Origin of the sequence: Nonomuraea sp. NPDC049709 (assembly GCF_040674815.1) — a bacterium.
In the GTDB taxonomy this organism is placed as follows: Bacteria; Actinomycetota; Actinomycetes; order Streptosporangiales; family Streptosporangiaceae; genus Nonomuraea.
The window spans coordinates 12,952-33,517 of record NZ_JBFANM010000076.1 but is presented as its reverse complement, the minus strand read 5'-3'; the positions used below and the strand labels follow the sequence as shown (position 1 = coordinate 33,517).

Annotated in this window: 22 protein-coding genes, 1 tRNA gene and 1 pseudogene; 9 read left to right on the top strand and 15 right to left on the bottom strand. The window is 68.6% G+C overall.

The window, feature by feature from the left end; genetic code table 11:
- Positions 1–26: 26 nt before the first annotated feature.
- A complete protein-coding gene (locus AB0J69_RS48725) occupies positions 27–1,268 on the bottom strand; it encodes a cytochrome P450 (protein WP_364132712.1) in 1,242 nt (413 codons plus the stop codon).
- A gap of 124 nt (positions 1,269–1,392) precedes the next feature.
- Entirely contained in the window at positions 1,393–1,995 is a 603-nt protein-coding gene (locus AB0J69_RS48720) for a TetR-like C-terminal domain-containing protein (protein WP_364132710.1), read from the bottom strand.
- Positions 1,996–2,080: 85 nt separating this feature from the next.
- On the opposite strand from AB0J69_RS48720, the gene AB0J69_RS48715 reads away from it, so the two are divergent.
- Positions 2,081–3,256, top strand: a complete 1,176-nt coding sequence (locus AB0J69_RS48715) for a DUF418 domain-containing protein (RefSeq protein ID WP_364132708.1) — start codon at positions 2,081–2,083, stop codon at positions 3,254–3,256.
- A gap of 875 nt (positions 3,257–4,131) precedes the next feature.
- Here the strand turns inward: AB0J69_RS48715 and AB0J69_RS48710 are convergent.
- Complete coding sequence (locus tag AB0J69_RS48710; RefSeq protein WP_364132706.1) at positions 4,132–5,373, bottom strand: MFS transporter; 1,242 nt, start codon at positions 5,371–5,373, stop codon at positions 4,132–4,134.
- 187 nt (positions 5,374–5,560) lie between these two features.
- Between AB0J69_RS48710 and AB0J69_RS48705 the strand changes: the two genes are divergently transcribed.
- Positions 5,561–6,265 carry a transglutaminase family protein gene (locus AB0J69_RS48705; protein ID WP_364132704.1) on the top strand — a complete coding sequence of 235 codons (705 nt, stop codon included), beginning with the start codon at positions 5,561–5,563 and terminating at the stop codon, positions 6,263–6,265.
- Positions 6,266–6,331: 66 nt separating this feature from the next.
- Here AB0J69_RS48705 and AB0J69_RS48700 read toward each other — a convergent pair whose 3' ends face one another.
- Both AB0J69_RS48700 and AB0J69_RS48695 read right to left on the bottom strand, forming a co-directional pair.
- On the bottom strand, positions 6,332–6,679 hold the full coding sequence (locus tag AB0J69_RS48700; RefSeq protein WP_364132702.1) for a DoxX family protein: 348 nt from the start codon (positions 6,677–6,679) through the stop codon (positions 6,332–6,334).
- Between the two features lie 193 nt (positions 6,680–6,872).
- Complete coding sequence (locus tag AB0J69_RS48695) at positions 6,873–7,754, bottom strand: sigma-70 family RNA polymerase sigma factor (RefSeq protein WP_364132701.1); 882 nt, start codon at positions 7,752–7,754, stop codon at positions 6,873–6,875.
- 151 nt (positions 7,755–7,905) lie between these two features.
- On the opposite strand from AB0J69_RS48695, the gene AB0J69_RS48690 reads away from it, so the two are divergent.
- Positions 7,906–8,199 carry a hypothetical protein gene (locus AB0J69_RS48690; protein ID WP_364132699.1) on the top strand — a complete coding sequence of 98 codons (294 nt, stop codon included), beginning with the start codon at positions 7,906–7,908 and terminating at the stop codon, positions 8,197–8,199.
- 282 nt (positions 8,200–8,481) lie between these two features.
- Positions 8,482–9,708 (top strand): riboflavin synthase, encoded by a 1,227-nt coding sequence (locus AB0J69_RS48685; protein ID WP_364132698.1) that lies wholly within the window; start codon positions 8,482–8,484, stop codon positions 9,706–9,708.
- A gap of 71 nt (positions 9,709–9,779) precedes the next feature.
- On the opposite strand, the gene AB0J69_RS48680 is transcribed toward AB0J69_RS48685, so the two are convergent.
- Positions 9,780–10,211 carry a hypothetical protein gene (locus tag AB0J69_RS48680; RefSeq protein ID WP_364132696.1) on the bottom strand — a complete coding sequence of 144 codons (432 nt, stop codon included), beginning with the start codon at positions 10,209–10,211 and terminating at the stop codon, positions 9,780–9,782.
- Positions 10,212–10,525: 314 nt separating this feature from the next.
- Here AB0J69_RS48680 and AB0J69_RS48675 point away from each other — a divergent pair, with 314 nt between their 5' ends.
- Both AB0J69_RS48675 and AB0J69_RS48670 read left to right on the top strand, forming a co-directional pair.
- On the top strand, positions 10,526–11,824 hold the full coding sequence (locus tag AB0J69_RS48675; protein ID WP_364132694.1) for a serine hydrolase domain-containing protein: 1,299 nt from the start codon (positions 10,526–10,528) through the stop codon (positions 11,822–11,824).
- A gap of 494 nt (positions 11,825–12,318) precedes the next feature.
- Positions 12,319–12,858 (top strand): NUDIX domain-containing protein, encoded by a 540-nt coding sequence (locus AB0J69_RS48670; RefSeq protein WP_364132693.1) that lies wholly within the window; start codon positions 12,319–12,321, stop codon positions 12,856–12,858.
- A gap of 1,311 nt (positions 12,859–14,169) precedes the next feature.
- Here the strand turns inward: AB0J69_RS48670 and AB0J69_RS48665 are convergent.
- A complete protein-coding gene (locus AB0J69_RS48665; RefSeq protein ID WP_364132692.1) occupies positions 14,170–14,682 on the bottom strand; it encodes an NUDIX domain-containing protein in 513 nt (170 codons plus the stop codon).
- A gap of 421 nt (positions 14,683–15,103) precedes the next feature.
- Here AB0J69_RS48665 and AB0J69_RS48660 point away from each other — a divergent pair, with 421 nt between their 5' ends.
- The 3 genes and pseudogenes from AB0J69_RS48660 (at position 15,104) to AB0J69_RS48650 (ending at position 16,426) form a co-directional block, all read left to right on the top strand.
- Positions 15,104–15,418 carry a DUF2716 domain-containing protein gene (locus AB0J69_RS48660; protein WP_364132690.1) on the top strand — a complete coding sequence of 105 codons (315 nt, stop codon included), beginning with the start codon at positions 15,104–15,106 and terminating at the stop codon, positions 15,416–15,418.
- Between the two features lie 13 nt (positions 15,419–15,431).
- Positions 15,432–15,686 (top strand): annotated as a pseudogene (locus tag AB0J69_RS48655) (DUF2716 domain-containing protein); the annotation flags it as partial.
- Between the two features lie 233 nt (positions 15,687–15,919).
- A complete protein-coding gene (locus AB0J69_RS48650) occupies positions 15,920–16,426 on the top strand; it encodes a hypothetical protein (protein ID WP_364132688.1) in 507 nt (168 codons plus the stop codon).
- Here the strand turns inward: AB0J69_RS48650 and AB0J69_RS48645 are convergent.
- The 8 genes from AB0J69_RS48645 to moaC form a co-directional block, all read right to left on the bottom strand.
- Positions 16,423–16,731: a hypothetical protein gene (locus tag AB0J69_RS48645; protein ID WP_364132686.1), complete on the bottom strand. Its 309-nt coding sequence runs from the start codon at positions 16,729–16,731 to the stop codon at positions 16,423–16,425. The two genes, AB0J69_RS48650 and AB0J69_RS48645, sit on opposite strands and share 4 nt — an antisense overlap.
- A 441-nt stretch (positions 16,732–17,172) precedes the next feature.
- Positions 17,173–17,739: a DUF6461 domain-containing protein gene (locus tag AB0J69_RS48640; RefSeq protein ID WP_364132745.1), complete on the bottom strand. Its 567-nt coding sequence runs from the start codon at positions 17,737–17,739 to the stop codon at positions 17,173–17,175.
- Positions 17,740–17,741: 2 nt separating this feature from the next.
- Complete coding sequence (locus AB0J69_RS48635; protein ID WP_364132685.1) at positions 17,742–17,984, bottom strand: hypothetical protein; 243 nt, start codon at positions 17,982–17,984, stop codon at positions 17,742–17,744.
- 87 nt (positions 17,985–18,071) lie between these two features.
- A tRNA-Ala gene (locus AB0J69_RS48630) sits at positions 18,072–18,145 on the bottom strand.
- 49 nt (positions 18,146–18,194) lie between these two features.
- Complete coding sequence (locus tag AB0J69_RS48625; RefSeq protein ID WP_364132683.1) at positions 18,195–18,776, bottom strand: hypothetical protein; 582 nt, start codon at positions 18,774–18,776, stop codon at positions 18,195–18,197.
- A gap of 124 nt (positions 18,777–18,900) precedes the next feature.
- Entirely contained in the window at positions 18,901–19,545 is a 645-nt protein-coding gene (locus tag AB0J69_RS48620) for a GNAT family protein (protein ID WP_364132682.1), read from the bottom strand.
- A 66-nt stretch (positions 19,546–19,611) separates the two neighbouring features.
- The gene (locus AB0J69_RS48615) at positions 19,612–20,088 is read right to left on the bottom strand and encodes a MogA/MoaB family molybdenum cofactor biosynthesis protein (protein WP_364132680.1); all 477 of its coding nucleotides are present in this window, start codon (positions 20,086–20,088) and stop codon (positions 19,612–19,614) included.
- Positions 20,088–20,564 (bottom strand): cyclic pyranopterin monophosphate synthase MoaC, encoded by a 477-nt coding sequence (gene moaC / locus AB0J69_RS48610; RefSeq protein WP_364132679.1) that lies wholly within the window; start codon positions 20,562–20,564, stop codon positions 20,088–20,090. Before moaC ends, AB0J69_RS48615 begins: the two co-directional genes overlap by 1 nt.
- Positions 20,565–20,566 lie beyond the last annotated feature (2 nt).

The window sequence follows — 20,566 nt, the reverse complement described above, 5'->3', positions numbered from 1 at the left end:
CGCGCGGTGCCCGGCCTGCCCGAAGATCAGGCGAGGGTGTAGCGGATCGGCAGGCGTTTGAGGCCGCCCACGAACGTGGTGGCGGTCCACGCCGGCTCCCCGTCCAGCTCGACGGCGGCCAGCCGGGGAACGAGCTCGGCGAACAGCGCGCGGATCTCCATGCGGGCCAGCGCGGCGCCCAGGCAGTAGTGGACGCCGAAGCCGAACGCCAGGTGCCGGTTCGGGTCGCGGCCGACGTCGAAGCGGAACGGGTCGTCGAAGACCTCCTCGTCCCGGTTGGCCGACGGGTACGACAGCAGCACCGCCTCGCCCTTCCTGATGGGCGTGCCGTTGACCTGGGTGTCGGCCGAGGCGGTGCGCATGAAGGACTTCACCGGGCTCACCCACCGGATCATCTCCTCGGCCGCCGACGGCAGCAGGCCGGGATCCTCGCGCAGCCGCCGCAGCTCGGCCGGGTGCCGGATGAGCGCCTCCAGCCCGCCCGCGATGGTGGAGCTCGTGGTGTCGTGGCCGGCCGTGGCGATGAGGACGTAGTAAGAGGCGGCTACGTTGTCGTCCAGCAGCTCCCCGTCGACGCGGGCGTTGGCGATCTCCGAGGCGAGGTCACCGGTGGGCCGGGCACGGCGCCGGGCGGTCAGGTCGTGGAAATAGGCGAAGAAGTCCTCCAGCACCGCGGTGTGGTCCTGCGGGGTGCCGCCGCGCCCGGTGTCGCTGTCGTCCTGGCCGAACATCTCCTGCGTGAGCCGCAACATGCGCGGGAAGTCGGACTCGGGGAGCCCCAGCAGGGAGAGGATCACGTACAGCGGGTAGTGGACGGCGACCTGCCGGACGAAGTCGCAGTTGCCGCCGAGCTCCGCCATCGTGTCGACGTGGCGCCTGGCGAGCTCGCGCACTCGCGTCTCCAGCGTGCGCATGGCCTTGGGCCGGAACCAGTCGGCCCCGACGGCGCGCAGGACGCGGTGCTCCGGGTCGTCCATGTGCACGATGCTCCTGAGGCTGGTCCCCTTGGCCCGGCGCGCTTCGAGCGCGGCGTCGAGCCCCGCGGTCCGCAGCACGGGGCGGGGCGCGCTGAGCCACAGGGCGTGGTCGCGCTCGATCTCCAGGATGTCCGCGTGCCGGGTGACGGCCCAGAACGGGGTGTATCCGGGCACGTCGACGTGGTGGACGGGGGCTTCGCGGCGCAGCAGCGTGAGCGCCTCGTGCAGCCGCGCCTCGTCGGTGTACGCGGTGGGTGTGGCGAGCACACGCCCGGCTTCGCTCACGGACATGCTCGGAGTCTCCTGTCCATCGGGGGTGGAGGATGCCTTCGGCCAGGAGGTGCCATTCCCCCTGCGCCACCGCGCCATGCAGTCGGGCCCGCGAGGGTTGTGGCCGTCATGGGCGTCGTGGGCGTCATGGGTGTCGTGAGCCCAGGCCGATGGCGGGCAGGATCGCCTGGTCGACGATCGCGGCGAGGTCCTCGTCGGTGGGTGGTGCCCCGGTGTCGATCAGGCGCTTGGTGACAAGGGCCTCGCCGATGTCGGCCACGACCGGGGTGAGCAGCTCGGCCGGGAAACGGCCCTGGTCGGCGTAGTGCTGGAGCACGGTGCGGGTGAACGTACCGCCCCGGTTGGCGAAGACCCGCTCGAACAGCGCCTCGGACATCAGCGCCGCGCTCTTCGGGTCGGTGAGGATGGCGGCGACCGCGCGGCCCGCCGGGCTGAGGGCCCAGTCGACCATGAGGCGCAGCGCCTTGACCAGGTCGCCGCGCAGGTCACCGGCCCCGGGGGTCGGCTCCTCGACCGGGTGCTGGTGGTAGAGCGCGTCGAGGAGCACCTCGATCGGGTCCGACCAGCGGCGGTACAGCGTGGTGCGGGGCGTGGCCGCCCGCCGGCCGATGCCGTCCATGGTCAGCCGCCCCACACCGACCTCCACCACCTCTTCCAGCACGGCGTCGTGGATGGCCTTGATCAGCTCGTCGCCGCGCCGGCGCGACCTGGCGCCGTGGTCTCCCATCGCCACCCCTCTTGCGTAGCTACACGTGTGTAGCTTACCTTGAAGCATTAGCTACAGTTTTGTATCTAATTCTGAGGGGACAGCCATGTCCATCGCCCCACCGGCTCCCGCTGACGGAGCCACTCCCATCACCCGGCGCGCGCTCGCGCCCGATCTCGCACGTGGCCTGATGCTGCTGCTCATCGCGCTGGCGCACGCGCACATGTACCTGTCGGGGCACGCGGCCGGCTTCCGCGGCTACGCCCTCGACGGCGGCGCGCTCGACCGGCTGGTCGCCGGCGTACAGATCCTGCTGGTCGACGGGCGGGCGTTACCCATGTTCGCCGCCCTGTTCGGCTACGGCCTGGTGCAGCTGGCCAATCGGCAGCTCGCCGCGGGCCGGAGCTGGCCGCAGGTGCGCAAGGTGCTGCGCCGCCGGAGCCTCTGGCTGCTGGCGTTCGGGTTCTGCCACGCGCTGCTGCTGTTCTTCGGCGACATCCTCGGCGCGTACGGGCTGGTCGGGCTCGTGCTCGTCGGGTTCGTCCGGCGCTCGGACCGGGCCGTGCTGCGGGCCGCCGTCGCCGGGCTCGTGCTGCACGTCGTGGTGCTGTTCGCGTTCGGGCTGCTCACCATCTCCGCGCCCAAGGGCGACACGCCCGCCGCCATGGTGGACCCGATCGAGGCGACGGTGATGCGGCTGATCGGGTGGTCCGGGATGACGCCCACCTACTTCGCCGCCAGCGTGGTGCCGGCCTTCCTGTTCGGGATCTGGGCGGCCCGCCGCCGCGTGCTGGAGGACCCCCTGGCGCACCGTGACCTGCTCTCCCGGGTCGCCGTCCTGGGCACGGGGGTGGCCGTCGCCGGAGGGGTGCCGCTGACGCTGATCGACACCCAGGTCTGGATCCCGTCGGACATGGTGGCCGTGTCGGCGTACGCGCTGCACAGCCTGACGGGCATCGCCGGCGGGCTCGCGTACGCGGCGATCGTCGGACTCTTCGCCGGCCGGCTGCGGCGCGGGGTCCCCGGCCCGGTCGTCAGGGCGCTCACCGCGTGCGGCCAGTGGTCGCTGACCTGCTACCTCCTCCAGTCAGTGATCTTCGTGGCGGTGTTCGCGCCGTACACGGGAGGGCTCGGCACGCGGGTCGGCGACGCCGCGGCGTCCGGCATCGCGGTGCTGACCTGGCTGGCCACCGTGGCGCTCGCCGCGCTGCTGGCCCCCGGCGGCCGGCGAGGACCGGCCGAGGCGGCGCTGCGGCGGCTGACGTACAGGTCTCAGCAGTAGTGCCGCTGCGGGTCAGCCCGGCCCGGCCACCCGTGACCATGAGGCGCGGGCTCGTGCCGTGGTTGGCGGCCGGAGCATGCAGGAGGTGCGGGTGCAGGAAGACCACGTCGCCGGGCTCGCCCGTCAGCTCCACCACCCGCACGGGCACGCCGTCCACCGTCACGCCCGGGCCGAGCAGCCGGGCGACCCGCTCGGCCGCCGGGCCGGGGCGGCGGATGCCGGCCAGCCACGGGTGCCCGGCCAGGACGGCGTCGCGGACGGTGGGCGAGCGGCCGGGCTCGGTTGCGTCCGCCTCCCGCAGGAACCGGGCCACCAGCCGGTGCGACCCGAACAGCACCACCGTCCCGCCGCCTCCCGGCGCGACAGGGCCCAGGTAGCCCAGCCACTTCAGCAGCAGGCCGCTCCTGGCCGGGAAATCGAGGTGCCAGCCACCGGCCGGCACATCCCACACGCCCGGGGTGGGGAAGGTGACCAGCGGGTCGCCCCAGCTGAACGGCGCCGGCCACTCGGCACGGTCCAGCAGCTCGCCGATCGCGGCCACCACCGCCGAGGTGGCCAGAACGTCGAAGGCACCCTTCTTGCGCAGGTCGCCCAGGCCGCGCGGCTTGGCCGGGGTCCAGGTGGCAGGTCGCTCACGGAGGATGCCGTGCCGGCGGGCCAGCTCCGCCCACAGGACGTCCGCCATGCCGGGCGCGGCCTGCGCGAAAGCCCCGCCGAGGCGGGCGTAGCCGTGCTCGTGGAAGTGGGCTCGGAGGCCGTTCAAGCACGCCCCCTAGTTTGCCTGGCATGCCTTGTTTGCCGGGCATGAGCGCTTCGTGACCCCAGTCAAACGCGGGCGCGGGCTCCCCGGCCACGACGCGCTCGGAACTTGTCGTTCATGAGGTCCCGGAAGGAGCGCAAGCGCCGGGCGCCAGATGGCGCTCGAGCCGGAGCGTACAGACGATCGCTGCGACGTTGACCACCCCGAGGACCAGGAACGGCACCGCGTGACCGACGCCGAACAGGGTGGTGAAGAACACCGGCGCGATGATCTCCGCCACGACGAAGGAGTACTGGAACACCGCGAGGTAGCGTCCGCGCGCCTGGGCCGGGGAGAGCTCGGCCGCCAGCGCCATGGAGGCGGGAGCGTGCATGACCTCCGCGACCGTGAACAGCAGCGTCGAGGCGACGAGAGCCGCCACCGGCCACGCACCGTGCCCCTGGGTGACGGCCGCGAGCGCCAACCCCCAGCCCGACCACAGCCCCGCGGCTGCGCACAGGACACGGGTGCGACGGTACGGCGCGAGCCGGCGCGTGATGGTGCTGCCCAGCAGCGCGATGAGGATCGCGTTGCCGACCAGGACCGCCGAGGTCAGCCAGCCGGGACCGGTCATGGCGGCCGTGACGAACGTCGGCAGCGCGAGCCCGAGCATGAGCGTCGATAGGGCGAAGAGGCTGTTGAGTGCGGTGAGCCCCATGAACGCCCGGTCCTTGACCAGGGCCCGGTACCCGACGAGGCCAGGCACGGGCTGTTCCGGGCGCCGGGGCGGCCCCGGGGGACGCGACGGGCGCGACGGGCGCGACGAACGCGGCACGGCCGCGAGCGCCAGGGCGGCCAGCGCGAAGCAGGCGAAACAGGCGTAGGCGACCGCGTGATAGGCGCCCGGCCGGCCATCGGCGACGAGCAGGCCGGTGACGAGCCCGCCCGCACCGATCCCCACGGTCCGGGCGATGTTCGCCCGCGCGTACCAGATGTCCTTGCGGGCGGAGGCGTGGTGGTCGGCATGGTCGGCGATGAGCGTGAAGATCGACGACCAGTAGAACCGGACCCCGACCGCGCCGGCCGCCGAGGCAAGGAAGATGCCGACGGGTTCGTCAACCCACGCGTAGGCGAGGAAGGACAGCGCCTGGAGCAGTTGGGCACCGATCACCAGCCGGCGCGCGCCGTACCGGTCGGCCAGCACCCCCGCCCACAGCGGGATGGGAATCGCGACCGCGTTGGCCGCGCCGAGCAGGATGCCCAGCACGGTGAGCGGGACATCGGTGAGCACGGTGAAGTACACGATCGACAACGGCAGGAAGAGCCCGCTGCCGACGGAGGTGAGCAGCAGGGAACAGACGAGTGCGGCGGACGGCATTACGGAGCCTCGCGTTTTCAGCTCAGGAGGAACCCCTGGGCCGGCGGGAAGCGGCGCGGACCACCAGGGGCGGTATGACGTGACAGGCGGCGACCCGTCGCGCTAGACGTCCATGAGCTGCATGGCGCGACCTTACTCGATTCCCCCTGACACCGAAATCGCATTTTCCGGACTTTATGATCATCAAATGACACTGGCGCTTCGACGATCGCGGCACAGGAGCGCGCCCGTTCTGCCGCGAACGGCGGCGCCCACGGCCATCCTCGACTGGAGACACCCCCGGATGCAGGAGTTGGCCGCCGAGGCCGGGGACATCGGCGCCGGAGCGGACCGAGCCACCCTGATAGCGGCCCACCAGCTCATCGCGGCCCGCGTACGCCCGGTGTACGCCATGAACGAAAGGCAGCCCGCCTCAACGACGCTGCGCCTTGGACGCGGCTCGTGCAGCCAGCGGCTGGCGTTGCTGGAGGCCGTGGCCCGCGCCTGCGGGATCGCCACCCGGGTCAGAGGGCTTCTGGTCGACGGGCGCTTCTGGCACCCCCGGTTCCCGCGGCTGCGCGCGCTGGTCCCTCGGCAGATCGTGCTCGCCTGGCCGGAGTTCTTCCTGAACGGTCAGTGGGTGAGCGTGTCCGAGCTCTATGCCCCTCTGAGCACGCCGCGGACGGGAGGCCGCTTCACCAACACCGGCGGTGAGACCCTCTTCGACGCGATCACGCGCACTGCCGTGGACTGGGACGGCCGCACCTGCTCCTCATGCGACCTGTCAGCTCAGGTGCTGGCCGATCTGGGCTGCTTCGACTCCCGCGACGACCTGTTCAGCGAACACGGGCAAACCCTGTGCCTGCCGGTCCGCATCCCCGCAGATCTCGTCATGAGCCGCCGGGCGGCCTGAGAAGCCTCCGGCGAGGAGAGCTTCCTGAAGCGGTCGCTCAAGCCCGTCTCGACAGGTCGCACGCCGTCAGGCGGTGACGCCCAGCACCAGGGTGGCGACGACCGGCGCGAGGTACAGCAGCGGGTAGGGAATGTGCACGTACGAGCGTGCGCGGAGCACGGTGATGACGGCGCCGACGAAGTACAGCACCAGGCCGGCCCCGGCCAGGATGCCGATGACGGGCACGAGCAGGCCGACCAGCAGGCCCACCGCTCCGGCGGCCTTGGCGGCGCCGAGCCAGGGCCACCACGAGCGGGGCACACCGTACTCGGCCAGCGGTTCGACGACCCACTTGGCGCGGGTGAGTACGGAGTAGGCGGAGAAACCCACCCAGGCGGCGGTGAGGGTGGTGACGACAACGTGCACAGCAGACATTTGGATGCTCCTTGCTTCGGCCACCGGGGACGGGGCCCGCCGGCTGGCTCGGGATGCGGTTCGGGTGGGTCGGTCACTGCCTTGACCCGGCGCGATCCGTCCATGTGACCGAGGCTGAATGTGACGTGCATCACATGCGAAAGGGCCGGAGGGCGGATCGTGGCGATCCACCTTCCGGCCCCGGCGACAGGCCTCAGTCGAGGACTGCCAGCTCGAGCCGACGGAGACTGTCGGGCTCGGCGATGACGTCGATGGCGGTGATGAGACCGTCAACGACGGTGAAGGTGAGCGCCACGCGCAGGTGGCCGTGGGTGGCCATGGCGAGGCCGACGGTGCCGTCGATGAGGGCCGGTCCGGTGAACTGGGCCCGCTGCATCGCGGCCATCGCGCCCTTGGCGACGGGCTCGGCTCCGTGGACGATGACGGGCTCGGGCGTGGGGATGACGGCCTTGTCGGCCCGGAGCACGACCTCGGGGTGGAGCAGGCTGATCAGCGCCTGGAAGTCCCGTCCGCGGGTGGCGGACAGGAACGCGCCGACGATCTCCCGCTGGCGGGTCAGGTCGACGGTGGGTGCGGGTGCGGCCCCCTTGACGCGGCGGCGGGCGCGGCTGGCCAGTTGCCGGGTGGCGTCCGGTGAGCGCTCCAGCATCGGGGCGATCTCCTCGAACGGTACGGCGAACAGGTCGTGCAGCACGAACGCGATCCGCTCGGCCGGCGTCAGGGTGTCGAGCACCACCAGCAGCGCCACCCCAACGGAGTCGGCGAGCACCGCTTCCTGTTCGGGGTCCCCACCGGAGGCAGGGGCCAGCAGCGGATCGACCTCGTGGACGTCCAGCGGATCCTCGCGACGGTGCTCGCGCGAGCGCAGCATGTTCAGGCACACCCGCGCCACCACCGTGGTCAGCCACCCGGCGAGGTTGTGCACCTGGCCGACGTCAGCCCGGCTGGCCCGCAACCAGGCCTCCTGCAGCGCGTCGTCGGCCTCGCTCAGCGAGCCGAGCATCCGGTAGGCCACCGCCCGCAGATGCGACCGGTGCTCGCCGAATCGCTCGGCCAGCCACTCGTGTTCGTTCACGCGTCACATTCCTTCGACAGCCGGCGTCTGAGCAGCAGATCGATACAACACCGGATCAAAGTATCGACAGGTACATTGCTTGACATATCAGGCCCAACGGAGGAGCCATGACTTCACCCATCCTGCCGACCGAACGGACGAGCTGATCCCCGTGACCCGCTTCCGCAGCGGATTCACCCGCTGGATGGAACAACGCCTCCTCCGCGAGGACCCCGACGACCTCATCGAGGCGATCGGGATCCTCGCCCGTACCGAAGGCCTCCCGTCCGACGTGGCGGACTTCGTGGCCGCCATGACCGGCACCACGACCAGCGACGTCATCGCCGCGTACAAAACCGACAACACCGCCTGGGCCAGTACGCAAGCGGTGTTCGACCGGCCCGACCTGACCGCGCTCGACGACCACCTCGACACGATCGCCCATTGCCTCCGACCGGAGCACTGACCCCGCGGTGCCCGCGTACCGCCATCGCACCATCTCGCCACGGCCAGGACGACGACGGAACCCGCCACTTGACGTCGACGGACACCGAATGGCATTCACTTTGACGGTGCCGCCGGTTATCGTGAAAGCGGTGCGATTCCAGGTGCGGCGGTGACAGCCCGCCGGTTTCTCCATGGAGGAACGATCCGGCGCGACTCCGGAGCCACGCGGTGAAACCCCGCCCCCTCTCGGACCCGCACGAAGACGGTCCCTGATGCCACCGGCAGCACGAAGGGGATGGACATGTTCACCGGCAGAATTCACGAGATCGGCGTGATCGAGTCCGTCGGCTCGAAGGGAATCATCGTACGAGCGGCCAAGTGCGCCGGACGGCTGGTTCCGGGCGGCTCGCTGAACGTCGCAGGTGTCTGCGTGACCGCCGAGCGCGTGGAGCGCGACCTGGTCAGCACCTCGATCAGCGCGGAGACGCGCCGCCGGACGACCTTCGACCAGTTGCCGGCCCCCGGGCTCCGGGTGAACCTCGAAGCACCCCTGTCCGTGGGCGACCCCCTCGACGGGCATCTGGTGCAGGGCCATGTCGACGCCGTCGGGAAGGTCGTACGTATCGACAACGATCTCGGGGTGGGCAAGCGGTTGTGGATCCGCCCGCCGGACCGGTTCATCCGCAGGATCGCCGCCAAGGGGTCCATCGCGGTCGACGGAGTGAGCCTGACCGTGGCCGAGATCGTCAAGGACCGGTTCTCGGTGGTGCTGATCCCGTCCACGCTCGCCGGCACGACCCTGGCCGACCTGTCCGAAGGCGACCGGGTCAACATCGAGTCCGATGTGGTGAGCCGCCTGGCGGCCGCCGACCTCGGCTCCGCGAGCGCGAACGTCGCCCGCGCGGTCGCGGCGCTGGGCTGGGCCGGCCATCTCTCCGGGCGGATCGGGGTGGAGAAGGCGGTGCAGCAGTTCGCCGCCGGGGGCGCGGTCATGGTGTGGGATCCCGACCGCGAGGCCGAGGGCGACGTCATCTTCGCCGGTGCGGACCTTCGCCCGGCCGCGTTCACCTTCCTGCTGACCGAGGTGTACGGCTACCCGTGCGTACCGTGCGCGCCGGAGATCCTGGAGCGGCTCGAGATCCCGGCCCTCGCGGGCAATGGAGATCGTCAGGGTACGGCCTTCCACACCCCCGTGGACCTGGCCGCCGGCACAGGCACCGGGGTCAGCGCCGCCGAACGCGCCGCGACCGTCCGGCACCTCGCCCACCCTCAGTCCCGGCCCGCCGACTTCGCCTCACCTGGCCACGTCATTCCGCTCGCCGCCCGCCCGGGCCTGCTGCGCGAACGGGCCGGCCACACCGAATCGACCGTCGCCATGTGCCTGGCCTCGGGCCTGCCCCCGGTGGGCGTCTGCTGCGAGGTGATGAAACGCGACGGCACCATGGCCGGCGCGGCCGATCTCGAGGCGTTCGCCCTGCGCTGGGGACTGCCCCTGGTCGACATCGACGACCTCCGCACCTGGTTGTGAGGCGGTGTGCACAGGCGGAGCTGTACGCCGTCCAAGGCGAGAAGTTCCGCCTGCTGCGTTGACTTGTGGCGTTATGAGGGAAGCCACGAGGGCCACCACGGTAGAACGCAATCTCCTGGGGTCCCCACGGTGGCCAGGTCGTACCAAGTCATCGCCGTCGGTCCGGCGATGGAGCCGGCAATGGTGACAGGCAGCAGAACGGCACCTACCCATATGCGTCCCACCAGCCAAGGCAGCCGGGTCAGCAGATGGAACGACAGTGCGGCAAGCGCCGACAGCACCGAGGCGATCGGAAAGATCACGATCCGGCTCAGGGCCCAGAAGGTGCCGGCGAATTTCTCTCCGGAGCCGAGGTCGCCCAGACAGTAATGCTGCGCGCGAGCCACCAGGTGGATATCGAGGAAGGTTCCGAACGTCGCGCACACAATGGCGATGATCACGGAGAGCCCGCATCCGAACGTCCAGTAGACCTCGCGCGCTTCTGGCCTCCGCCGTTCTGTCACGGCGTCATCAAAGCAGGCGCATATGCGAACGATGCGCAGCCTGCGTGCGGATCCGGTGCAGGGTTCATCCGCGCCTGTCTACAAGCAGACAACGCGGCATCCAAGGCAACGTCCACGGCCCACTGCTCATCGACGGCAACCTGACCTGCCTTTGATGCCCGACCGGCGGGCCCAGGCCACCCGCCCGGTCCGGCCGCGCCGGAGTTGGGCGGAGGTACTGGCCGGCGGCGCTCAGGTCTGCCGCGGTGGCGTGTCAGCGGCCGTATCAGCACGGCGACGGCTCGGTATCAGAGCACTCGGCGATGGTGAATGACATGAACAGGTCAGCGGCCGCGAAGCTGCGCAGCAAGACATACGAAAACAAGATCGTGCCTGACGGCGGCAACAGGGTCCGCATGCGGGTCTTCCGACGCGTGGGGGCAACGGCGCTGGCGGCCGCGCTGCTGGCCGGTGCGGCCACGACCGGAGTGGCCTCGGCGGACAGCACGGCCGTGCCGACGGCCGCTGCCGGACAGGACCGCCCGGAGCTGCAGGCGGCCGTCCAGGCGTTCATCGATGCCGGTTTCGCCGGGATGCAGGTCCGCGTGAACGACCAGCAGGGCGAGTGGGTCGGCAGCGCCGGGGTACGCAAGCTGGGCCAGGCCGCGAAGCCGCCGACGAACGGGCGGTTCCCGGTGGGCAGCGTCACCAAGACCTTCACCGCGACCCTGGTGCTGCAACTGGTGGCCGAGGGCAAGATCGAGCTCGACGAATCGGTGGCCGACCACCTCCCCGAGCTCGGGCTGGACCGGCGGATCACCGTACGGATGCTGCTGCAGCACACCAGCGGGCTGTTCAACTACGCAGGCGGCGAGGCCTACGACAACGGGACGTACGTACCGGGGCTCCCCGCCACCGGCCAGGAGTGGCTGGACAACCGGTTCCGCAGCTACCGGCCCGAAGAGCTGGTCCGGTTCGCGTTGTCCAAGCCGCCACGGTTCGAGCCGGGGACGGACCAGAACTACTCCAACACCAACTACACGCTGGCCTTGCTGATGATCGAGAAGGTCACCGGCCGCTCGTACGCCGAGGAGATGCAGCGGCGGATCCTGCGTCCGCTCGGGCTGCGCGGCACCATGGTGCCGGGCGACCGGACGCAGATCCCCGGGCCGCACGCCCACGGCTACTACCGCTACCAGGACGCCGGCCAGTGGAAGGTGGTCGACATCACCCGCCAGAACCTCTCCCTCCTGGCGGGCGCCGGTGACATGATCTCGACCACCCAGGACCTGCACACGTTCATCTCCGCGCTGAACGGCGGCAAGCTCCTCCCGGCTCCGCTGCTGGCCGAGATGCGCAAGCCGCTGGGGAAGCTCGGCTACGGCTTCGGGTTGTTCGTGCAGGACCTGGGCCCGAACTGCGGCACTGTCTACCAGCACAACGGCAGCCCCCCGCACGGCTTCGGGGCGCTGATGTACAGCTCCCCTGACGGCAAGAGGACCCTGACCGCCTCGGTGACCTGGGTGGACGAGGCCACAAGGGGCCCGGCGAAGGACTTCTCGACGCTGGTGGACAGGCTCGTCAAGGAGGTGTTCTGCGGCGCGCAGGCCGAGGAGGCCAAGCCGGCTCAGTAGACGGGACCGAGCACGTACGCCTTGAGGATGGACCTCTTGCGGTCGTGCATCGGGTAGAGCGCGAACCCGGCCAGGCCCGAGCTCACTGAGCTCGGCCTGGCCGGTCCATGCGCACACGCCGGACCGAGCAGCCAGAACCGGCCGCCGATCCCGGCGGAACTAAGTCAGCCAACGGGATGCCTGTTCCACCACCGGCACCAGCGTCGCGGCGGCGGTCCACCGGCACCGACTCAGACCGATGATCACCACAGGCCCCCAACCGATGAACCCCTATTCGGCGACATCCGCCACGGGAGAAAGCCCCATCGGCTCCCATCGACTTCCAGACATGAAAAGGGGCCTCCGGATTGCTCCGAAGACCCTTCTCACTTGCATCTTCCTTGTGGGAGGTTCACGAATAGAGCTGGCCTGGGGCGCAAGATGGGTTGAGAAGATCGTTTCCCAAGGAGAGAATGATCGTTTCCCGCGTACGCAACTCGGGGTGCTGACCGTTCATGAAGGAGCTTTCGTGCATCCCGCCCTGGAACCGCAGCATGGCCGTGCGGAGGGGTGAGGTCGGCTTGATTCCGCGTCCCAGCGCTCGTGTCGTCCTCATTGATGGCGCTGATCGGCTCCTGCTGTTCTCCAGTCGTGACCAACGCCATGGGATTGTGCGCTGGTATACCCCGGGTGGCGGCGTCCAGACCGGGGAGAGCCATCAGGAGGCAGCGCTGCGTGAACTGCATGAGGAGACCGGGCTGACGGGGGTGGCATTGGGTCCGGAGGTCTGGCGAGGTCGTCCCTGGGTCACGGAGCGAGACGGCGTCGTCTATGAGGTTCGCCAGCGCTATTACGTGGCCCGAGTTCGCGCATTCGAGATCGACACCGCTCGAATGGAGGACTTCGAGAAGACAAGTATCATCGGCCACCGCTGGTGGACAGCACAAGAACTGGCCGGAACCGACGATCTGCTGCGCCCTGCTGGGCTGCCGCACTTGTTTGCCGTCCTTCTCGTCGAGGGCCCGCCCGTTCATCCGGTCCTGGTCTCCGGCTGATCAAGGACGCGCGGGCTTTGCGCTGACTTTTGAGTTCAATCAGGGATCTCGCAGTATTGGTGTCAGCGATTCCATTGTCGCCTACATTGTGGAGTTGCATATATGCGTGAGTGATGGCGACGGCCTGGGACCTGCCTAAGGAAGGCGATGGCAACGTCGCTACTGACGAAGCTGGAGCGGGCCAAGGAGTCCGCATCGCGGCAATACGCTGAGCTGTCCAGGCAGATGGAGGAGCGGCCGGCGGCGGCGTAGCGGCGCCTGGAACGGCTGGCCATCGCGCGTGAGGAACTGACCGCGCTGGGGGCGGCCGGCGAGCCGGCCCGATGGCGGGGTTCGGCGAGGCCGCTCGATACCCATCCTCATGGTGCGGGCCACGCCATCCCGTGAACTGCCGGGAACGCGGAGGTTCCCCAGGAGCGTGGTGCGGGGGCGAGGTCAGCAGGATGTCCGCGGCCAGGTGGAGGGATGCGCGCCCGGCTCAAGCGCTGGTGGACGATGGCTGGCTGGCCGAGCGGGAGCAGGGCCTGTTCACGATCGCGGCCGGAGCGAACGGGTTCACCGGCGAAGGAAGTACCGCCACGAGCCGAATACGCCTAGCCGAGCGGGCGGACACCGTCACGGCGGGCATCGGGTTGTCCCTTTTTCATGCGACAAGCCGCGTCGAACGGAGCGTCCGGGGACCGGCGTGAAACGCGCGCTACTGGTTCGGCGCAGCCGGATGTCTGGGTGGCAAGAAACTAAACAGGGGTCGCTTTTTGTCTTTCAAGGCCAAATGCCCCGTCTTGGCCGGTTTCGCCTTCATACGGTTCGCACTATCAGGCCGAGAACCTTCCGCCCCTGCCGGTGAGGACCACATGGCTGGACCAGTTCCGCCGGCTACTGCGGGACTCGCTGATGACAGGCCCCACCATCGACGCCGTGGCCGCGCGTCTCGCGACAAGCCCTCGCGCCCTCCAACGGCGGCTCGCCGCCCACGGCACCACCTGGCGCGAAGAACTCGATCGCGTACGGCGATCGGAGTACCACCGCATGCGGCCCGCCGGCCTCAACAGCCTCGCGCGGAGTCTCGGCTACTCGGACGCACGCTCACTTTCCCGCGCGAACCGCCGCTGGCAGACCAGATGAGGCAGTGGCCCCGCACCGGCTCGTAGCCGCCTCCTGGGCGAAGCCGCGTACAGTGGTCGACTCACCGCTGAGCGGCAGCGGGCCGGGAACGGAGTGTCAAGCTCGGCTTCGCGTGTACGTTCGCCGGTCGCCATTCCTCGATCATGCGCTGTCCTGCGGCACAGCCGGGCGACACGATGCCGCCGATCAGCCGGCCGACGGCTGGCCCTCGTTCCCGGATACCGAATATCGGCGCAACGCCTCTCGCCCACCGGGAACGAAAGGCCATCGATCAACGGCCTCCCGCAGTTCGAGCTCTATGAGCCAGGCATGCCAAGCGATCTCGGACGGATCTGGAAGCAATGGCTCAGTGATCACGGCCTCGTGCACCCCGAACCAGACAGGGCTGACCCCATCCCGGCACAGGAACTTGAACATGAAACGCACCGGAACGCCGGCGCCCAGCTCCTCGGACAGTTCGCGGGCTGCCGCGTCCTCATACGACTCGCCCACGTCCACAGCACCGCCGACCATCACGTCATAGTGGCCGGGAAAGCGAGTGAGCTGCTCCGCTCGGCGCAGCACGAGGATCCGCCGCATCGGATCGCGACAGATCGTCGTCGCGATCCGATGCATCCATCGCCGACGCTCCGCCTCTGCGCGATCCACGACTCCCAGCACGCGGTCCAGTTCATCCACTCGCTCGACCAGCTCGCCCATGCAGGACACGATCGCAGGCACCACCGACAACCTGCTGTACGAGCACCCCAAACTAGTGATCTGAGTCACATGACCTGACAACCGCACACAGCGAGTACGGGCAGAAGCCGCTGCTACGCCACCTGGCTGGTCTCCGACGGCGTCCCGTCAACGACGTCGCCAGACTCGTAGGCCACGAGCAGATCTCGACGATGCTCAACCGCTCACCCACGCATCTCAAGACCGCAATAGCAGGGCCCGCGCCGTATTCGCAGACTTCTCCATGATGACGCTCTCGAAGCACCAGCCTGAAGACCAACAATCCACCAGGTAGCCCCGAACGCAGAGAAGGCCCGATTCCACGATCTGGAGTCGGGCCTTCCGGTTTCAGGCCAGCTACCACCCCAGCACGGCTCGCCCCACTCACCGTTACGGTCATCTCATGACCGCCACCCCCTGGCAGCAAATCGAACCGGAGAGCTACGAAGACCACTGGGCTCCGTTCGACGCGCATTTCACCTTTCGACCACGTTCATGGCAGCACGGCGAACCGGCCATCAATGAGCCCGTACCGTCGCTGACCATCGACCTGGCTCCGATTTTCGCCAGGAGCCCGTCTGGATTCGCCGCCGCCCACAACGCCGTCAACGCCCTTGGCCTGTTGGCCATGACCCGCGCTTTCCCGAGTCACAGCGCCTGCTGGTGCTCGACGGCAGCACCCATGCTGGTGGTTCTGGCCCCACCGCCAAGCCCTTGATGACACCCAGAGCTGGCCCGTCGAGATCTTCCCCAACGGCGACTATTACGTCTTCCTGTCCGAAGACAGGACCAACGGCACCTTCGGCCACCCCTGGGAGCAGACTCTCTGCATCTTCGGCACCAGCCTGATCCCCGAGCTGGCACCCCTCCTCACCTCATGGCTGCCAGTCAAGCGAGCCTGCTCCTGGCCCCAGCCCACTACAAGTAGCTCTGAGGACCTTCGCGGATCTCTCGCTGACTCGGGCCCTGAGCCGATTGGGGCATGAACCGCCAGCCGATCCCATTACTGGCCGCCCTCATCCAGTCTGACCAACGAAAGGGCCCGGTCCATGATCTCGAAACCTCGCCTTATCCGTTGGTGGAGATGGGGGATCCCACCCCCTGACCCTTCGATGCGAAGCCATTCCACCAGGGCCGGGACCTTGGCCTATGCGCTGCCTGACCTGCGGGGACGGTCCCTCGCCGTCCGTGGTCCCCGTCCGCGGCCGTTGTCACCCAGTTGGTCACTCAGCCGGAGACGCCCGGCGCGGGGCTCACCTGCGCAGGCCGGCTCACCATGCTCACGGCATGGCCACCGAAGAACAATGCGCCATCATTGAGGATCTGCTCTTCCTCCCCTTCCCGCAGGAGCACGCACGGGCGGGAAACCGATCCGGCGGTCCGGGCTACCACGTGCGGCGTTCTCCAGGCCAGCCAGGATTTCTGGGACGACCGCGGCGAAGAGACCGTCGAAGCCGCCGAGCAGGAGATCGACACCGCCTTCCAGAAGCTGGTGGCCGCTCTGACGGCACGCTGGGGTAGCCCCGAGACGGTCGATCTGGAACCGTACCTGTGGACCGAGGACCCGGCCCCGGAGCCGATCAACGAGCTATGTCAGATCAGCGGGCAGATGCTCGTCTGGCGGCGACCGGACGCGGGCCGTTGGGTCGCGCTCGCCATCGGCCAAGCCGATCGGGAGTTCCCCATCGAGCTCCTGGCGGCGGTTGGAGCCGCCCCTGTCCCTTAGCTCCTGTGGTCGGTCGTGCCCGGCGTGAGCGCGAGCACTCCGGTTCCCCGTACCTTCGTCTCGCGCGTCAAGGTGAACGGGCTGACACCGTACGCGGCGGCGATCTCGGGTGCCAGGCCGAAGGTGATCTCCGTCCACTCCTCGATCTGCTCATCGCTCGCGCTTCGCAGGTCCCCATCGGCGGGCAGGCCCAGCTCCGCGAGCCGCGCCTGTTCCAGAGGTAGCGGATCTCCGATGGTGAGCAGTTCATCCTCGGGTTCACCGGTCGCCGCGTACCGGCGCACGACGCGGCCGTGCTCGGCCACCAGCCATGCCGAGCCGTCCCCGCCTCGCGCCCTTAGTAGTAGGCCTGGGCTCCTCCGTAGCGGGCGCTCAGTGCCTCGTACGATCTGAGCACGTCCTCGTGACGCTCGCCGTCACAGGGATCGCACGTGGCCCCGATGACCATGGTCCAGCCGTCCACCTCAGGTGTGACGGAGACCCGCGACAGGTGACGGCGGCGTCTGGGTCGCCGTGCCCGTCGGCGCCGCCACTTCTCGAGGCCCCGGCGAACGTCATCGGCTTGGAGGAGGAGAGGCCCAAGACGTCCATGACACCCGCCTGGTCACCGGTCGGGACCGCGATCCAGTAGATCCAGCACGTCGACACCGGCTCAGGCCGATCTGTCTCCTCTGCCATCGCTTCCGTGGACACGCCCCCGCTCCGAGCTGTTGCTTCAGGATGAAGAAGCTCGCTGCTGGCCAACGTTACGGCTTGGCCGGTTCTGGGACGACGCCCCACATCAGCGTGGAGCCCTTCAGCAGCTGCTCCGTCACCCTGATCCCGGTCAGGCGCTCGACAAGCAGGAAAGCAGGCCCTTCGTAGAACTGGTGAAACGACGGGTAGAGCCTGTCGATCTCCGCCATCGTGTCCACGAGTTCATCCGGTATCTCCGTTCGATATCCGTCATCACTCCCGAAAGCGAACCGGATCTCGCCATCCTCGCACCAGTAGAAGTCCTCAATGCCCTTGATGCCGAGTGCGGCCTGGGAGACGAGGCTGGTGCCCTCGGAGAGTTCAGTGATCACGTCTTCCCGGGTGCCGAGCCAGGCAGGATCGAAAACGAACGTCCAATCACCGATGGGGGTGACGCCGATAGACTCCCCGAGGTCTGGATAGTCATCCGGGTCATCGGGGAAGGGACCCGGCGTGAAGTCCTCCCATCGACCGCCGAGGCGGGAAACCACCTGTTCAGGCGTGGCACGGATGTAGATGAAGCTGTAGCACTCCTCAGCGTATTCGCCGCAGAGCCAAGAGACATCGAAGGGCTGCATGGTCACGTCGTCATGCTGCCAGCCGCCACCGACAGGCACAGAACCTGATCGCCACGGGACAATGGGGCTGGGGGCAACGCAACGTGACGTGCCCTGGCCAGCATGAACAGGATTCCGGTATCAGTAATCCAATGAAAGCTGACGGGCCTGCCCTGAATCGCCCCGGCCTCACACCCTTCGTGGCCGATGGTGACCACAGCCCAACCATGCTCTGGAGAGCCATAGGAGAACTCGATCCTCGACATGGCGGTCATCGTCGCACTCAGAACCGATAGTCACTCAATCACGAAAAAGGCCACTTCCCATCACTGGGAAGTGGCCTTTGACCTGGGTGGAGATGAGGGGATTCGAACCCCTGACCCCTTCGATGCGAACGAAGTGCGCTACCGGACTGCGCTACATCCCCAAGGACTCGACCAGATTAGCAAACTCCGGGGAGTCCTCGCGCCACCCTTTCAGTCCCCCACCGCCCGCTTGGGCGGTTCGGCGTACTGGTCGAACAGGACGTCCTGGTGCAGCGCGGCCAGATCGATGATCTCGGCCTCCGCCTCCGCCGCGACCCGTCGCTGCTCACGCAGCCGCCGCAGGCGCTCAGCGCGCGCCTGGCGGGCGCGTTCGCGGCGTTCCCTGTCCACCTGTACGGCGATCCGCAGGAACGCCATGTACGCCAGCATGATGACCACCGAGGGCACCACGCCCCACCACGGGATCATCTCGACCGCGGCCGTCACCACGGAGGCGATCACGAGGAGGGCGGTGAAGAAGAGCAGGCGGCGCCGGCGGGCGACGATGATGGCGCGGCGCCGGAACCGGAACTGGCGGACGTCCACCTTCTCGATCTCGGCGACGGGAGCGCCGTCGTCCTCGTCGGTGTCGGGGGCGAGGTTGTCGAGATCGGGCAGTTGGTGCTCGCCGGTGTAATACTCTTCGAGCTCGGCCAGCTCGGCGAGGTTCGTCTTGTCCCTGCGCAGCCACATCGGGATCAGGACGCAAAGCCACATCAGGACGATGGCCATGTAGAGGAAGGCGGGGCTCACGACCACCTCCGGGCAGCACGAAGACGCGGGTGTGCTCGTCGCGCCTTCAATGTGCTCACGTCACGCACCGTAAGACCGCGTGTCACTGATTGACGAGCATTCGGTGCGGTGTGTCGCGAGATCGTCAAACCTCTTCGACGGGAGACCCACCGTGAGCGGCTGACTCACGAGCGCGACGCCATTGCACGAGCAGCCCGCCAGGAACGTCCTCGACGGTCAGCGCGTAGCAGATGTGGTCGCGCCAGGCTCCGTCGATGTGGAGTTGGCGACGCCGAATGCCTTCTTCCCTGAAACCGAGCTTCTCAACCACTCTACGGCTGGCTTGGTTCTCGGGGCGGATGTTCGCTTCGAGCCGATGCAATCCGGTGGTGAAAAAGCAATGGTCGACCGCCATGGCGAGCGCGGTGGGGGTGATGCCCTTGCCCGCCAGTGCCCCGTCGATCCAGTAGCCGACCTGGGCAGAACGGGCAGACCCCCACACGATTGCGCCCACCGTCAACTGCCCGGCGAAACGGCCGTCGTACGTCACCACCCACGGCAGCGCCAGCCCCTGCCTGGCCTCGCGGCGCAGGGTGCCGACCATGGAGATGTAGGGCCCGAGCCCGGTCCTGAACAGGGGTGTCTCGGGATTGCTGGGCTCCCAGGGACGTAGCCAGTCGGCGTTGCGCAGCCGAGTCTCGCGCCATACGCGTACGTCGCTCAGCCGCAGCGGCCGGAGGCCTACCGAGCCTTCGTTCAGGGTCGCCGGCCAGCCACGAAGTCGATCCACATCTCTCATCATCCCCCTATCGGGCACGATGTCGCCACGGATCAGCGAGCAGTGCTCGAGTCGAGGTCAGCGCGGGTGATCGCCGCCGCGGATCTGATCGACCGCGTGCCGCAGGATCGGAGCGAGTACGGCAACGCCATCTCGTACGCCGCCGGACGATCCCGGCAAATTTACGATCAAGGTGTCATCCGCCTGTCCAGCCAGACCTCTGGACAGTACGGAAGTAGGCACCTTTTCCCGATTCGCCAGCCGGATGGCCTCCGCTATACCGGGAATTTCCCGAAAAATTACCCGGGCCGTCATCTCCGGCGTCAGGTCCATGGGCGTCAACCCGGTCCCCCCGGTGGTGACGATGACGTCGAAGCCGGCCGCCACGCCCTCCCGGAGCGCACCCTCGACCGCCTCGCCATCGGGCACCACCACGGGCCCCTCGACCTCGCACCCGGCGTCCTGCCGCAACAAGTCGGCCAGCAGCGGCCCGGATTTATCCTCATAAATCCCAGCCGAAGCCCGGTTCGACACCGTGATCACCAGTGCGCGCATCACGCCTCGTCCCGCGTCCACCGGCCGGTCTTGCCGCCCAGCTTCTCCTCCACCCGCACATCGGTGATCACCGCGCCCGGATCCACCGCCTTGACCATGTCGATCAGCGCCAGCGCCGCCACCGAGACCGCGGTCAGCGCCTCCATCTCCACCCCGGTACGGTCGGCCGTCTTCACCCGGCACGTGATCGCCACGCCCCAGTCCTCGACGTCGAGCGTGACCTTCACCCCGTGCAACGCGATCGGATGGCAGAGCGGGATCAGGTCGGGCGTACGTTTCGCCCCCATGATCCCCGCGATCCGCGCCACCCCCAGCGCGTCACCCTTGGGCACCTCCCCCGACCGAAGCAGCGTCACCACCTCGGCCGACAGCAGCACCCGGCCGGTGGCCGTGGCGGTGCGCGCCGAGACGTCCTTGGCCGACACGTCGACCATGCGCGCGGCACCGGTCTCGTCGATATGCGTGAGCTCGCTCATGG

Coding starts and splice junctions, on each gene's coding strand:
- AB0J69_RS48715 (WP_364132708.1), top strand. CDS start 2,081: ATGTCCATCGCCCCACCGGCTCCCGCTGACGGAGCCACTCCCATCACC.
- AB0J69_RS48700 (WP_364132702.1), bottom strand. CDS start 6,679: ATGTCTGCTGTGCACGTTGTCGTCACCACCCTCACCGCCGCCTGGGTG.
- AB0J69_RS48670 (WP_364132693.1), top strand. CDS start 12,319: ATGAAGGAGCTTTCGTGCATCCCGCCCTGGAACCGCAGCATGGCCGTG.
- AB0J69_RS48720 (WP_364132710.1), bottom strand. CDS start 1,995: ATGGGAGACCACGGCGCCAGGTCGCGCCGGCGCGGCGACGAGCTGATC.
- AB0J69_RS48675 (WP_364132694.1), top strand. CDS start 10,526: ATGAACAGGTCAGCGGCCGCGAAGCTGCGCAGCAAGACATACGAAAAC.
- AB0J69_RS48710 (WP_364132706.1), bottom strand. CDS start 5,373: ATGCCGTCCGCCGCACTCGTCTGTTCCCTGCTGCTCACCTCCGTCGGC.
- AB0J69_RS48615 (WP_364132680.1), bottom strand. CDS start 20,088: ATGCGCGCACTGGTGATCACGGTGTCGAACCGGGCTTCGGCTGGGATT.
- AB0J69_RS48635 (WP_364132685.1), bottom strand. CDS start 17,984: ATGTCGAGGATCGAGTTCTCCTATGGCTCTCCAGAGCATGGTTGGGCT.
- AB0J69_RS48660 (WP_364132690.1), top strand. CDS start 15,104: ATGACCGCCACCCCCTGGCAGCAAATCGAACCGGAGAGCTACGAAGAC.
- AB0J69_RS48725 (WP_364132712.1), bottom strand. CDS start 1,268: ATGTCCGTGAGCGAAGCCGGGCGTGTGCTCGCCACACCCACCGCGTAC.
- AB0J69_RS48665 (WP_364132692.1), bottom strand. CDS start 14,682: ATGGGCGAGCTGGTCGAGCGAGTGGATGAACTGGACCGCGTGCTGGGA.
- AB0J69_RS48640 (WP_364132745.1), bottom strand. CDS start 17,739: ATGCAGCCCTTCGATGTCTCTTGGCTCTGCGGCGAATACGCTGAGGAG.
- AB0J69_RS48705 (WP_364132704.1), top strand. CDS start 5,561: ATGACACTGGCGCTTCGACGATCGCGGCACAGGAGCGCGCCCGTTCTG.
- moaC (WP_364132679.1), bottom strand. CDS start 20,564: ATGAGCGAGCTCACGCATATCGACGAGACCGGTGCCGCGCGCATGGTC.
- AB0J69_RS48685 (WP_364132698.1), top strand. CDS start 8,482: ATGTTCACCGGCAGAATTCACGAGATCGGCGTGATCGAGTCCGTCGGC.